This is a genomic window from Kordiimonas lipolytica, from assembly GCF_001550065.1.
The window spans coordinates 55,582-68,280 of record NZ_LRUB01000011.1 but is presented as its reverse complement, the minus strand read 5'-3'; the positions used below and the strand labels follow the sequence as shown (position 1 = coordinate 68,280).

Annotated in this window: 12 protein-coding genes; 3 read left to right on the top strand and 9 right to left on the bottom strand. The window is 56.9% G+C overall.

The window, feature by feature from the left end:
• Window positions 1-8: 8 nt before the first annotated feature.
• From KORM41_RS04890 to KORM41_RS04880, 3 genes are read right to left on the bottom strand one after another with little or no spacing between them, the layout of a single operon-like run.
• Complete coding sequence (locus KORM41_RS04890; protein WP_068145407.1) at window positions 9-1,742, bottom strand: class I adenylate-forming enzyme family protein; 1,734 nt, start codon at window positions 1,740-1,742, stop codon at window positions 9-11.
• A 15-nt stretch (window positions 1,743-1,757) separates the two neighbouring features.
• A complete protein-coding gene (locus KORM41_RS04885; RefSeq protein ID WP_068145404.1) occupies window positions 1,758-2,876 on the bottom strand; it encodes an acyl-CoA dehydrogenase family protein in 1,119 nt (372 codons plus the stop codon).
• A 14-nt stretch (window positions 2,877-2,890) separates the two neighbouring features.
• A complete protein-coding gene (locus KORM41_RS04880) occupies window positions 2,891-4,060 on the bottom strand; it encodes an acyl-CoA dehydrogenase family protein (protein ID WP_068145401.1) in 1,170 nt (389 codons plus the stop codon).
• A gap of 228 nt (window positions 4,061-4,288) precedes the next feature.
• Between KORM41_RS04880 and KORM41_RS04875 the strand changes: the two genes are divergently transcribed.
• From KORM41_RS04875 to KORM41_RS04865, 3 genes are all read left to right on the top strand, one after another.
• Entirely contained in the window at window positions 4,289-5,722 is a 1,434-nt protein-coding gene (locus KORM41_RS04875; protein ID WP_068145399.1) for an MATE family efflux transporter, read from the top strand.
• A gap of 99 nt (window positions 5,723-5,821) precedes the next feature.
• Entirely contained in the window at window positions 5,822-6,601 is a 780-nt protein-coding gene (locus tag KORM41_RS04870; protein ID WP_068145397.1) for a class II aldolase/adducin family protein, read from the top strand.
• Between the two features lie 23 nt (window positions 6,602-6,624).
• Window positions 6,625-7,503, top strand: a complete 879-nt coding sequence (locus KORM41_RS04865) for an acyl-CoA thioesterase (protein ID WP_068145394.1) — start codon at window positions 6,625-6,627, stop codon at window positions 7,501-7,503.
• A gap of 40 nt (window positions 7,504-7,543) precedes the next feature.
• Here KORM41_RS04865 and KORM41_RS04860 read toward each other — a convergent pair whose 3' ends face one another.
• The 6 genes from KORM41_RS04860 to KORM41_RS04835 all read right to left on the bottom strand — a co-directional run bounded on the left by KORM41_RS04860 (window position 7,544) and on the right by KORM41_RS04835 (window position 12,698).
• Window positions 7,544-8,245, bottom strand: a complete 702-nt coding sequence (locus KORM41_RS04860; RefSeq protein WP_068145393.1) for a methyltransferase domain-containing protein — start codon at window positions 8,243-8,245, stop codon at window positions 7,544-7,546.
• Between the two features lie 179 nt (window positions 8,246-8,424).
• The gene (locus KORM41_RS04855; protein ID WP_068145390.1) at window positions 8,425-9,498 is read right to left on the bottom strand and encodes a phosphotransferase family protein; all 1,074 of its coding nucleotides are present in this window, start codon (window positions 9,496-9,498) and stop codon (window positions 8,425-8,427) included.
• Between the two features lie 9 nt (window positions 9,499-9,507).
• Window positions 9,508-10,275, bottom strand: a complete 768-nt coding sequence (locus KORM41_RS04850) for a glucose 1-dehydrogenase (RefSeq protein WP_068145387.1) — start codon at window positions 10,273-10,275, stop codon at window positions 9,508-9,510.
• Window positions 10,276-10,293: 18 nt separating this feature from the next.
• Entirely contained in the window at window positions 10,294-11,097 is an 804-nt protein-coding gene (locus KORM41_RS04845; RefSeq protein ID WP_068145384.1) for an SDR family oxidoreductase, read from the bottom strand.
• Between the two features lie 24 nt (window positions 11,098-11,121).
• Complete coding sequence (locus KORM41_RS04840) at window positions 11,122-11,565, bottom strand: acyl-CoA thioesterase (RefSeq protein WP_068145381.1); 444 nt, start codon at window positions 11,563-11,565, stop codon at window positions 11,122-11,124.
• The gene (locus KORM41_RS04835) at window positions 11,562-12,698 is read right to left on the bottom strand and encodes an iron-containing alcohol dehydrogenase (protein ID WP_068145379.1); all 1,137 of its coding nucleotides are present in this window, start codon (window positions 12,696-12,698) and stop codon (window positions 11,562-11,564) included. The genes KORM41_RS04840 and KORM41_RS04835 overlap by 4 nt, the downstream gene beginning before the upstream one ends.
• Between the last annotated feature and the right edge of the window lies 1 nt (window position 12,699).

Sequence of the window (12,699 nt, the reverse complement as noted above, 5' to 3'; positions counted from 1 at the left end):
CTCGATTATTATGCTGCTGCAGCCGCCCAAAGGCCGCGATATGTTTCCCTGATGCCCTTGCGGTCGATCTTGCCTGAAGCAATGAGCGGCAGCGGGTCATGGGAGATCCAGATTTTCTCCGGCACCTTGAAGCCAGCCAGGTGTTTCGCCACCTCGGCCTTAAGCTCCTCTTCGCTGATATCCCGGTTCACGGAAACCACTGCGCCCACAAGCTCACCAAGGCGCTCGTCCGGCAGGCTGAAGACCATCACGTCATCGACAGCCTCGTGGGCATGCAAGACGCCTTCAATCTCCAGCGAGCTGATGTTTTCGCCGCCGCGGATGATGATGTCCTTCAACCGGTCAACGATATAAAGATAGCCCTCTTCGTCCAGATACCCCACGTCGCCCGAATGGAACCAGCCGTTCTTGAACGCGCGGGCCGTGGCCTCGGGGTTGTTCCAATATTCACGAATATTGGTCACGCTCTTGATGCACACTTCGCCCGGTTCGCCCGTCGGCATTTCCTTGCCGGTTGCCGGGTCAACGATCCGCACATGAATAAGCGGCGGTGTTGGCTTACCCGTACTGGTTGGGCGCTCGACATACTCATCGGCCGATAGAACAGCAGTCAGGCTGTTGGTTTCCGTCAGGCCATAGCCAATACCCGGGTTTGCGTTCGGGAAGGATTTCTTGATCAGTTTGACGTGCTCAGGTGGACGCGCGGCCCCGCCGCCGCCAATGTCCACAAGCGTGGAGAGATCGTATTTCTCCCTCAGCGGTGACGCTGCCATCTCATAGGACATGGTCGGCACCCCGGTGAAGGTGGTGACACCCTCTTTTTCAATTAGCTTGAAGGCGTCTTCTACATCCCACTTGTACATCATCACAATCTTGCGCCCGACGGTGGCAGACACAAACAGAACCGGCAGAAGCCCCGTAATATGGAAGAACGGCACCGCTACCAGCATCACCGGCTGGAAATCCGGGTCCGGGTTCGTGCGGCCCAGCATCTTCAGCGAAAGCGCAATACAAATCCAGTTCATGATCAAGCTGACAACGGCCCGGTGGGTCGAAAGTGCGCCCTTCGGGAAGCCGGAAGACCCGCTTGTGTACATGATCATGGCTAGGTCGTCTGGCCCGAGGTCCACGCTTGGCCATGCCAGCGGCTGTTTGCCTTTCATCGCATCTGCCATTTGGGACACGTTCGCTGCTTCTGGCGCTGGATCGCGGGCGACAATGATTTTCATGTCGGCGGCGCCCTCAAGCGCAAGGAAGCGCCGTGCCCGCTCGCCGTCCACAACGGCGACTTTAGCACCACAGTCCTTGATGCCCCAGTCGACCTCTTCTTCGGTCCACCAGGCATTCATCACCACGGCCACACCGCCCGCGGCAATAATGCCCATATAGGCAATTGGCCATTCCGGGTAGTTACGCATGGAAAGCGCAATCCGGTCACCCTTTTTGACGCCGAAATCGTCAACCAGTGCCTGGGCAAACTGCGACGCCCGGGACACCGCATCCTTGAAAGTATAGCGCTCACCGTCATAGACGATGAATTCCTTATCGCCATGCCCCAGGAAAAGCATGAAGACTTCCCTCAGGCTTGGCGGCTGGTGGGCGAACACCGTATGGCTGACACCGTCGATTTCAATCTCTGTCGTCTCGAACGGCATGCCAGGCTTTGTCAACATGCCAATCACCTGATCGGACGGCGTGCTGGGGTCTACGCTTGGTAGCTGAAGGTCGTCAAATGCACCCATGGTTCAGTCTTCCGATCAATAGCCGGAACAGGCTGCAAACCTGTCCGCGTGATAATTGAAGTCGCCGTAGAAGTGTTGCAGCACCCGCGCACGCTTGATGTAGAAACCAAGGTCGAACTCGTCCGTCACGCCCATGCCGCCATGCATCTGAATGGCTTCGTTGGTGGCTAGCTCCGCTGTTTTGCTGGCTTTGGCTTTTGCAAGGCTTGCAAACCAGCGGATATCACCGCCCGCATCAGCCACCTGAAGCGCCTTCAGAACGGCAGAGCGGGTCACTTCCACTTCGCCGAACCATTCTGCCGCCCGGTGCTGAAGCCCCTGGAAGGAACCGATTGGCACGCCAAACTGCTTACGCTCCTTGATGTAATCCATTGTGATCTCAAGCGTCTGCTGCGCAATTCCCAGCAACTCCGCCGCCACAACAATGCGGCAGCGGTCAAGCACGGGCTCAAGCACATCCATGGCTTTGCCCTCTTCGCCCAATAGTTCCGCGGCATCTACACCTTCAAAGGTCATTTTAGACCAGTTGCAGCTATCCATGGAGATCACACGGTCCACGATCAGGCCCGGCGTGCCCCTGTCCACCATATAAAGGCTAAGGCCGTCACGATCGCCTGGTTCGCCTGAACTGCGCGCCAATACGATAATCTTGTCTGCCACATGGCCATCCGGCACAAATGTCTTCAGGCCGTTCAGCTTGCCGCCCTCAACCTTCATCGCCGTGCCTTCGGGGTTGTGTCTGCTGGTCTCATCAAGCGCCAGCGTCACAATTGTCTCGCCAAACGCGATCGCAGGCAGGTGTTCTTTTTTCTGCTCAGCGCTTCCTGCCGCCTGAATGAGCGACGCGCCCATGATGCAGCTTGAATGGAACGGCGCGGCAACCAGTGTCTTGCCCATGGCTTCCGCCACGATGCCGGCACCCACACAGCCAAAGCCTGTACCATCATATTCTTCGTCAATCATCAGCCCGGCAAAGCCCATGTCGCACATCGCAAGCCAAAGGTGCCCGCCATAGCCGACCTCGTCTTTGCTATCGCGGAGCGACCGGATCAGGCTAATCGGCGCTTTTTCTGCAAAGAAGCCCTCTGCGGACTCTTTCAAAAGCTGCTGTTCTTCATTCAATACCATTGCCATGGTGCAACTCCCCCTTAACTCGGCAGGCCAAGCACACGCTTGGCAATGATGTTGTGTTGAATTTCCGTGGTGCCGCCCTCAATGGAGTTGGCTTTGGTCCTAAGCCAGGTACGTGGGATTTCGCCGTTGTTGGAGAACTGGCCTTCCCACTCAAACGCATCAGAGCCGTTGATCTTGACGATCAGCTCATGCCGGTCCTTGTTGAGTTCCGTGCCGTACGCCTTCAGGAAGGACGAATAAGCGCCCATTTCATTGCCAGCCTTGGCCTCATCCTGTGCACGCTCCATGGTGAACATGAAGGACATGGCGTCAATTTCATGTTCTGCAATCTGGTGCCGCAGCATTGTTTCCGGCAACTCACCTGCATCGTTGGTGCCCAGCTTGTCCACCGCTAGGCGATTGAGCGGCACCGGAAGGCCCATTTCGGAAATGCCTGTGCGCTCGTGCGTCAGCAGGTATTTCGCGACTGTCCAGCCCTTGTTCACTTCGCCCACAAGGTTCTTCTTGTATGCCTTCACGTCATCGAAGAATGTCTCGCAGAAAGGCGAATAGCCGGAAATCAGCTGGATTGGCTTCGTGGACACGCCTTCAGACGCCATATCAAACAGGATGAAGCTGATGCCTTCATGCTTGTTTGTCGGGTCGGTACGGATCAGGCAGAAAATCCAGTCTGCTTTGTCGGCGTAGGACGTCCAGATCTTCTGACCGTTGATAATATAGTGATCGCCCTTGTCCTCGGCCTTGGTGGCCAATGAGGCAAGGTCAGAGCCCGCATTGGGCTCGGAATAGCCCTGACACCAGCGAATTTCACCGCGTGCGATGGGCGGCAGGTGCTCAAGCTTCTGCTCGTGGGTACCGAACTTCAGAAGCGCAGGGCCAAGCATCCAGATACCGAAGGATGTCAGCGGTGAGCGCGCCTTGATGCGTTTCATTTCCTGCGCCAGGATTTTGGCTTCGTCTTTTGACAAACCGCCGCCGCCATATTCCTTTGGCCATGTTGGCACAGTCCAGCCGCGCGCGCCCATGCGCTCTAGCCACAGCTTCTGGTCATCGCTTTGGAATACAAAATTACGGCCACCCCAGCAGATGTCCTTTTCGCCTTGCGCAGGCGTACGCATCGATGCAGGGCAATTTTCTTCCAGCCAGGCCCGCGTTTCTTCGCGGAATGCCTCTAGATCGCTCATTTTTACAGTCTCCCCAGATGTCGCCCCAACAGGAGCGGCAATGCAAGTCTCAGGGGTAAGGAGTAAGGCGGTTTTGCCCTACGGCAAGGTATGGAGCGAAAGTTTCTGGCCTAATTCACTGTCATGTCAAAAAAACTTTTATTCGGCTGGCCTCCGCGGGAAACAATCCTATTTCACGGTCGGTCTATGTTGTCTATCGTGTGGGCGACACATTCAAGATTGAGGCTTATGGCTGGATTTTCCTATCAAACCGTCTGGCGGCTCGCGGGGCCGAATATTGTCAGCAATATCCTGATGGTTTCCATTTCTTTCGCACACCTATGGATCGTTGCGCCCCTTGGCCAGGAAATGAGTGCCGCCGTGGTGGCAGGCGGGCGGGTGCATTTCCTCCTGATGGCGGCTGCCATGGCGCTGTCTGTTGCGACGACCGCCGTTGTGGCCCGCGCCTGGGGCGCGGACGACACAAATGAAGCTTCGGCGTCTACTGCAAGTTCGCTTGCGCTTGCAGTCATGATCTCCATCGTCCTTGGCACCGCGACCTATTTCGCAGCCCCCTATCTGGTCAGGATGTTCAGCCTGGACGGCCTGACAGCTTCGCTTGCTGTGGATTATATCCAACCAGCTGCACTGCTGAATATGGTTTTTGCCCTGATGCTGACCATCGCCACGGCTTTTCGTGCCATCGGGGACGTCATAAGGCCGCTCCGTTATATCGCCGTGGGCGCCGGGGCCGCGATCCTGTTTTCCTATGCGCTGGTGCGGGGCGCGTTCGGCGCGCCCGAAATTGGTATTGCGGGCATTCCCTGGGGCACAGCTGCCGGACAGGCCCTGATCGTTTTGTGGTTCATGATGAACTGGCTGCGCGGCAAATATGTTTTCCGCCCCCATATTTCAGGTGCGCTGGAGCGGCAGCGCATCGGCCAGCTGGTCAAGATAGGTGCCCCAGCCGCCATTGAGCAGGTCTTGATCCAGATGAGCTTCCTTTTGTTCATGATGCTGATCAGCGGTTACGGCACTGCGGCCTTCGCGGCTTACGGCATCGGCATCACCATCCTCAGCATCACAATCGTTGTGGGGCTTGGGTTCGGCACCGCAAGTGCCACGCTCTCCGGCCAACTGATCGGCGCAGAAAAACATGATGAAGCCGTTGCAAGCGGCTGGGCGGCCATGCGGCTAGCCATGGTTGGCATGTGTGGGCTTGCCTTCATCACCTATGCCTTCAAAACGCCGCTTGCCAACATCCTGTCCGCAGACCCGGTCGTAAGGGCAGACACGGAATATTTCATTCTTATCCTCGCGCTGATCCAACCCCTGATGGCGATCGAGTTTGCAATCGGCGGCGCGCTAAGGGGTGCTGGCGACACACGCTATCCCCTGTTTGTCACCTTTTGCGGTATGATTGTGGGGCGCTTGTCTGTCGGCTTCATGGTGCAGGCGCTTGGTGGGCCGGTTGAAGCCATGTATGCCGTCATCATTGGCGACTATGCCATCAAGGCGGCGCTACTGGTGCTTCGGTTCCGCAAGATCGACTGGCGGGAGATGGAACTGCACCCCCACGCCCCCATCGCGCTTCAATCCGTCGCCGGTATCAGCCGGGGCCCTGTGCGTAGCTTCTTTGGCCGCCGCTTAAACCAAAGCGGAAGCGAGGAAAACCAACCATAACAGCAATTTTCCATTCAAGCTTTGGACATAGCCTTCAAATGACCTAGTTTCAGGTCAGGAAGACATCAGGGGCATCGCCCAAAGATACCGGAGGGGAAAATGGCTAAACCAGGCATGTTGGATATCAAGAGCGTTAAAGACCAGGTCTCGGCAGAAGAATGGCAGGCCCGGGTGGACCTCGCAGCGGCCTATCGCATGATGGCCTATATGGGCTGGGACGACCTGATCTATACCCACCTCTCCATGCGCGTACCAGGCACGGACCACCATTTCCTGATCAACCCGCTTGGGCTGATGTTTGAGGAAATAACGGCTTCGAGCCTTGTGAAGGTGGACCTGAACGGCAAACAGTTGATGGACACACCTTTCATTCCAAACGCTGCGGGTTTTGTGATCCACAGCGCCATCCACGCCGCACGCGACGACGCCAACTGTGTAATGCATCTGCATACAGACTATGGCATCGCCGTATCGAACCAGAAAGACGGGCTTTTGCCCATGTGCCAGACAAGCATCGTGCCGTGGGCCATGGTTGCCTACCATGACTATGAGGGCTTTGCCGTGAATGACGGCGAGAAAGAGCGGCTGGTCGAAGACTTCGGCACCAAAAACGCCCTGATCCTGAGGAACCACGGCACGCTCACGGTGGGCGACACGGTAGCAAAAGCTTTCGAAGCCATGTGGTTCCTGGAGCGCGCCTGCAAAATTCAGGTGCTGACACAGTCCACCGGTGCCGCCGTTCATAAGCCAAGCCAGGAATCGATCGACAATGCCCTGCGCGACCTGCGTGTCGTGGCTGGCGCAAACGGGGCTGACAATTTCGTCTGGCCCGCTATTCTTCGGAAGATGGAACGGCTTGACCCAAGCTTCCGTGACTGACCAATAAAAAGCCAAGAGATTTTATGACCAATGTTCAGCCTATAATTGATGAGCTGGCTGTCGAGCAGCTTGATAAATTGCTGTTTCGCGGCACGCCGAACCAGTGGCCAAACAAACATGTGTTTGGCGGCCATGTGATCGCACAGGGTATGGAAGCCGCGACGCTGACTGTAGACAAAGCTTACAAGCTGCATTCCATCCACTGCTATTTCCTGCGGCCCGGCATCTATAGCCAGCCGATCCTTTATGACGTGGACCCAATCCGCGACGGGCGCAGCTTTGTCACCCGGCGGGTTGTTGCGATCCAGAATGGAGAAGCCATCTTCTCCATCGCCGCATCTTTCCACGTTGGCGAACAAGGCCTTGAGCACCAGATTGATATGCCTGATGTGCCGCAGCCGGAAGACCTGGACGACGATGAGGCATACTATGCCCGCGTGCTGCGCGCCTTCGGCAAACAGCCCAAGGACAAGCCTTTCATGCCGTTTGAGATGCGCTCAATCGACCGTATGGACCTTGAAAATCCGCAACCGAAAAGCCCTGAAACTGGCTACTGGTTCCGCCTGAAGGAAAAGATCGACGGCGACCAGAACCTGCATGCCCGCCTGATGGCCTATATCTCGGATTTCGCCTTCCTGTCTTCAAACCTGCGGCCCCACGCTATGATCCCGCGCGACCCGCGCCTCAAGACGGTGGCGAGCCTTGATCACGGCATGTGGTTCCACCGCGAGAATTTCCGTGTTGATGACTGGGTTTACTATAAAACTGACGGCTACTGGAGCGGCAAGGGACGCGGGCTTGCCCGTGGTGCGCTCTATGACCGTTCTGGCCGCCTTCTGGCGTCCACGGCACAGGAATCGCTCCTCAGGCTCAATCAGGAAGAAAAAGAGGCCCTCTCCTGACAGGGAGGGCCTTTTGCTTTTTTTGGGCTTACTAAAGGGTCTATTTCAGGCCGTATTTCTTGCGCCAAACCACGTAGCGCACTTCAACGCCGCTCATGATACTGCGCCGAAGCCCAGAGGCTGACTTGACCATATCGAGTGTCTCGATGGCCATTTTCTTGTCTTTCTCTTTTGGCTCCCACGTGTCCAGCGCCATATAGCTCTCGCGGATTTGGCCCGCCGTTTCTTCGCTGACATTATAGTTGCCGACCAAATCGAAATACTGATCCAGCGTGTTCTTCTTGGCGGGCAGATTGTTAGACACCTGCGAATAAACAAAATAGCCGTCAGCGCGAACCATGCGCTGGACGTGCGCGGTCCACTCATGATCCTCGCGGAAGGCGCGCAGGTCATCCATGCAGAAAAGCGCGTCGAACTTCATCTTCTCGCGCCTCATTGGATCATCCAGATGGTGGGCAGGATGAATTTTTGCTGCAGTCGTTCCTACGAACATGCGCTCCAGGTGTTCACGGCATTCCGCCCTGCCTTCATAGGCATCAACCGTATAGCCACGCTCGACCATGGTTTTGACCAGACGGCCGCCACCCGGGCCTATAACGCCAACACGTGCCCTGCCAGGCAGGTCACTGAACATGGCCATGTCTTCGATGATGTCCAGGCTGATCGGGCGCTCGCAATAGTCCATATTCTGCCCGTTGAAGAGCAAGTCCAGTGCGAGTGAGAAAGCGAGTTTTTCAGCCACAAATGTCCCCTATGCCGTGCTTGGTCCGTGGTGCGAGAATAGCCGCATAAAGTGAACCAATGATAAACAAATCTCCGCAATTGTAGCGGAGTGTATATAGCCTGAGAATATCTGCCTGAACGAACAAAAGCCTCCGGCTGATTACGCCGAAGGCTTTTCGCTATAGCATAGAATTTTTGTTAAATGCCAGATTTTTCAATCAGTAAGCGGGCATAGTTGCCGATCTGATTGGTGCGGACACCAAAGCCGGCAAAGGCCTTATTCTTGGTCTGGCCATGGTAATAGCGATAGTAAATCTGCTGCAAAATCACCGCCAGGCGAAACACACCATACACCAGATAGTAGTCGAATTTCGACAGGTCATGGCCTGTCTTTTCGGCATAAAGCTCGCAGATTTCCTCCCGGGTCAGCATGCCGGGCGCCATGCAGGGCTGCATGCACATGGCGATCATCTCGTCCGGATCACCCTTTTGCGACCAATAGGCCAGCGTGTTGCCAAGGTCCATCAGCGGATCACCAAGCGCGCTGATCTCCCAGTCCAGAATCGCCTTGATCTCGAACGGGTTGTCTTCACACAGGATCACATTATCCAGCCGGTAATCGCCATGCAGCACCGCGTGGCCCACCTCACCGGGTGGCATGTGATCTTCAAGCCATTTGCGAACGTCCGCGAAATCTTCGACATCGTCGGTGATCACGCGCTCGAACCGGCGGTTCCAGCCGGTGACCTGGCGCTCCACATAGCCCTCAGGCTTACCAAAATCGCCAAGGCCCGCGGCCTTATAGTCCACCTGATGCAGCTCGATCAGCTTATTAAAGAAAGACAGGCACAGCTTGCGGCCCTCTTCCTCGCCAAAGCCCCAGCTTGCAGGGATGGTGCGGTCCAGCTTGCGGCCTTCCACCTGCTCCATCACATAAAACTCGGCACCCAGCGGGCTGCCTTCATCCGGCACATGGAAATAGGTCTCAGGCACCGCCGGGAAAACCGGCTTCAAGGCGTTCATCACGCTATATTCGCGGATCATGCTGTGACCGGACTTCGGGCGCGTACCGAACGGCGGACGCCTGAGCACCAGGCTCTTGTTCTGGTACTGGATCGAATAAGTCAGGTTCGAATGGCCACTGGCGAACTGGCGGATCGTGGGCGTGCCTTCAAGGCCGCCGATACGCTCCTTGATGATGCTGTCGATCAGCTTGCTATCCAGCTCCTCACCCTCACGCACATCAACGGTTTTATTCAGTGATTCTGTCATATGCGCCTCCTATGCCGTCCAGCCGCCGTCCATCACCAGCGTGGTGCCGGTGGTGAAGGCTGCAGCGTCAGATGCCAGGTAAAGCACGCCACCAACCATGTCCTCCGGCTTGCCCGCACGCGGGATCGGGAACTGGCTGGTATACTGTGACAGCATATCCTCGTTAGAGGTAAACACCGCTGTCATCTTGGTGTCCACAAGGCCGGGGCAAATGGCGTTCACCCGAATGCCATCATGGCCATACTCGCGGGCGTAGGCCTTGGTCATATTGATCATGGCCGATTTGGTCATCGAATAAATGCCCTGCAGGTGCCCCGGCGACAGGCCGTTAATAGACGCCACATTCACAATCGCGCCGCCGCCCTGCCCTTTCATCATCTTCACCGCTTCGGCGGACAGATAAAACGGCCCCTTCAGATTTACATCGATCGTCTTGTCAAAAGCGGCCTCGGGCGTTTCGCCTATCAGGCCGTAAAACGGGTTGGTACCTCCGCAGTTCACCAGCACGTCCAGGCGGCCATACTCTGCCTTTATCCATTCGAACACGGCTGATACGTCTTCCATCTTGCCGGCGTGGGCTGCTTTGGCTTTGGCATCGCCACCGTCTGCCCGAATGCTTTCAGCCACCTTCTCACAGGCTGCCTGATCGCGGGAAGAAACAATCACTTTCGCGCCATTGGCAGCAAAGGCCCGGACGATGGCTTCGCCAATCCCGCGCGATGAACCGGACACAAAAACCACCTTGTCGGTGAAATCCATTAACTTGGTATAATCCATTGAAAAAACTCCCAAAAATCAGATCGGGCGGCCAGTGGTCGCAAGCTGGTTGCGGCGGAATTTTCGCATCCCCCCAACCCAGCGGTCATAATCGTTGGCCTTGTGTTTGAAATAGCCTTCCACCTGCTCATGCGGGCGGATCATGAAGCGCCCTTCCCGCATCATTGCAAGCGTACGCGTGGCCAGTTCCTCAGCGGGCATGATGCCGTCCGCGGCTGCCGAGCTTTTCTCTGCGCCTGCCGTCATCTTACTGGTCACGGCTTGCGGGCACAGACAGCCCACATAGATGCCGTCGTCACCGTGGGCGATGGCAAGGCTTTCCGCAAAACCAACGGCTGCATGCTTGGTGGTTGAATAGCTGCTGTCGCCGATCTGGCTCAGAAGCCCTGCGGCAGAAGCCGTGATCAGGAACGCGCCCGAACCGCGTTCGATCATGCCCGGCAATACAGCGCGGCACGCCAGAACATGCGCGAACACGTTCACTTCCCAGATTTTTTGCCACTGGGCGTCCGTACAGTTGATGACAGACCATGTCGGCGCGTCTGAGAAAATGATCCCCGCATTTGAACAATATAGGTCCACAGGGCCCGCAGATGCCTCCACGTCTTCGACCATCGCCTTTACGGCTGCCCCGTCGGTTACATCTAGCCTGTAGGCCTTGGCGACCGGGCCGATCTCACCCGCGACACGTTCTGCGCCCTCGGCGTCCATGTCTGCAATGGCCACGGCTTTGGCGCCTTCGGCAGCGAACAGCTTCGCCAGCGCCTCGCCGATACCGCTTGCACCGCCGGTGACCACAACAACCTTGTCTTTCACATCCATTACTCACTCCCCTCCTGGCGTTCGTCAGGGCTTTAGAAGGATGGTCTCCAACAAGGCCCTGAAGTCCTTTGGTAATGAAGTGGGGCGGCGCGTCTCTCTGTCCACATAAACATGGACAAAATGTCCCTGTGCCGCGGGTTCTAAGGCGTCCCCGGCGAAAAGGCCGATCTCGTAGCGCACGCTTGAGGTGCCGATGTGCGAGACCGCGATGCCCGCTCGCACGGGCTCTGGGAATTCGAGCGGTTTGAGGTAGCGGCAGTTGGTCTCCACCACCAGGCCAATCACTTGGCCTTTATGAATATCCAGAACGCCACCTTCGATCAGGAAGCGGTTCACTGCTGTGTCGAAAAAGCTGTAGTAGACCACGTTATTGACATGGCCATAGACGTCATTGTCCATCCAGCGGGTCTGGATGTCAGACACATGTGGATAGGCGCTGACAGCGCGCAGGGCTTCTTTATCGCTCACCAGGCTGCCTCATAGATTTTGAGAGCATCGTCCTGTGTGATCTCCCTCGGGTTGTTCACCAGAAGACGCTGCTGTTTCATGGCGTCCTCCGCCAGCATCGGCAGGTCATTATGGCTGATGCCAACATCCCTCAGGCGCTTTTCAATCCCCACATCATCGGCGATGCGCTCGAGCCAGTTGATCAGCGCTGCCGCACTGTCCCCAGCCCCCACAAGCTCGGCCAATTCAGCATAGAGGCCGCCTGCGACAGGCTCGTTGAACCTGAGCACATGCGGCAACACAAGCGCGTTGGACAGCCCGTGCGGGATATGGAAATGCCCTCCAAGCGGATAAGCCAGCGCATGCACGCCCGCAACAGGCGAATTGGCAAACGCCTGCCCCGCGAGCGTGGCGCCAACCAGCATGCCGCGGCGTGCTTCCATATTGTCGCCTTCCTTGCAGGCGACCTCGATATTGGCACCCAGCATCAGAAGCGCTTGCCGTGCAAGGCCGTCAGAAATTGGGTTCTTCTTGATCTTGGAAGTATAGGCCTCAATGGCGTGAACCATGGCGTCAATACCTGTCGCCGCAGTGATATGCGGCGGCAGGCCTTTCGTCAGCGTCGCATCCAGAATGGCCAGGTCCGCTAGCAGTGCCTTGTCGGATACCCCCATCTTGGTGCTTTCGCCCGTGGTGACGATGGCAATCTGCGTCACTTCAGACCCTGTCCCTGCCGTTGTCGGCACCTGTACCAGCGGCAGGCGTCCGCCCGACACCTGATCAAGACCATAGATATCGCCCAGTGCCTGAGCGCCTTTGCATAGGATCGCCACCAGTTTCGCCACGTCCATCGAGCTGCCACCGCCGAAGCCAACGATCAGGTCGGAGCCATGCGCCTTGGCCGCTTTGACGGCCTCGAGCACCACTTTCTCAGAAGGGTCGGCTTCCACACCGTCATAAAGCGACGGATGCAGTTCCGCCTCCTCAAGCGCATGCATGATCGGCCCCACCATGCCAAGACGCACCAAGCCCATGTCGGTGATGACCATTGGTTTCTGGCACCCGAACCGGGCCTTAAGGGTGGCGCCCAAATTGCGGGCGGCGCCGTCCTCGACCAAAATCGATGAAACGCTGTTGAAATTATAGGCGATCATA

Excerpts from the sequence above, each read along its gene's own strand:
- KORM41_RS04880 (WP_068145401.1), bottom strand. The coding sequence starts at position 4,060 with ATGAGCGATCTAGAGGCATTCCGCGAAGAAACGCGGGCCTGGCTGGAA.
- KORM41_RS04885 (WP_068145404.1), bottom strand. The coding sequence starts at position 2,876 with ATGGCAATGGTATTGAATGAAGAACAGCAGCTTTTGAAAGAGTCCGCA.
- KORM41_RS04845 (WP_068145384.1), bottom strand. The coding sequence starts at position 11,097 with ATGGATGTGAAAGACAAGGTTGTTGTGGTCACCGGCGGTGCAAGCGGT.
- KORM41_RS04890 (WP_068145407.1), bottom strand. The coding sequence starts at position 1,742 with ATGGGTGCATTTGACGACCTTCAGCTACCAAGCGTAGACCCCAGCACG.
- KORM41_RS04850 (WP_068145387.1), bottom strand. The coding sequence starts at position 10,275 with ATGGATTATACCAAGTTAATGGATTTCACCGACAAGGTGGTTTTTGTG.
- KORM41_RS04875 (WP_068145399.1), top strand. The coding sequence starts at position 4,289 with ATGGCTGGATTTTCCTATCAAACCGTCTGGCGGCTCGCGGGGCCGAAT.
- KORM41_RS04865 (WP_068145394.1), top strand. The coding sequence starts at position 6,625 with ATGACCAATGTTCAGCCTATAATTGATGAGCTGGCTGTCGAGCAGCTT.
- KORM41_RS04870 (WP_068145397.1), top strand. The coding sequence starts at position 5,822 with ATGGCTAAACCAGGCATGTTGGATATCAAGAGCGTTAAAGACCAGGTC.
- KORM41_RS04835 (WP_068145379.1), bottom strand. The coding sequence starts at position 12,698 with ATGATCGCCTATAATTTCAACAGCGTTTCATCGATTTTGGTCGAGGAC.
- KORM41_RS04855 (WP_068145390.1), bottom strand. The coding sequence starts at position 9,498 with ATGACAGAATCACTGAATAAAACCGTTGATGTGCGTGAGGGTGAGGAG.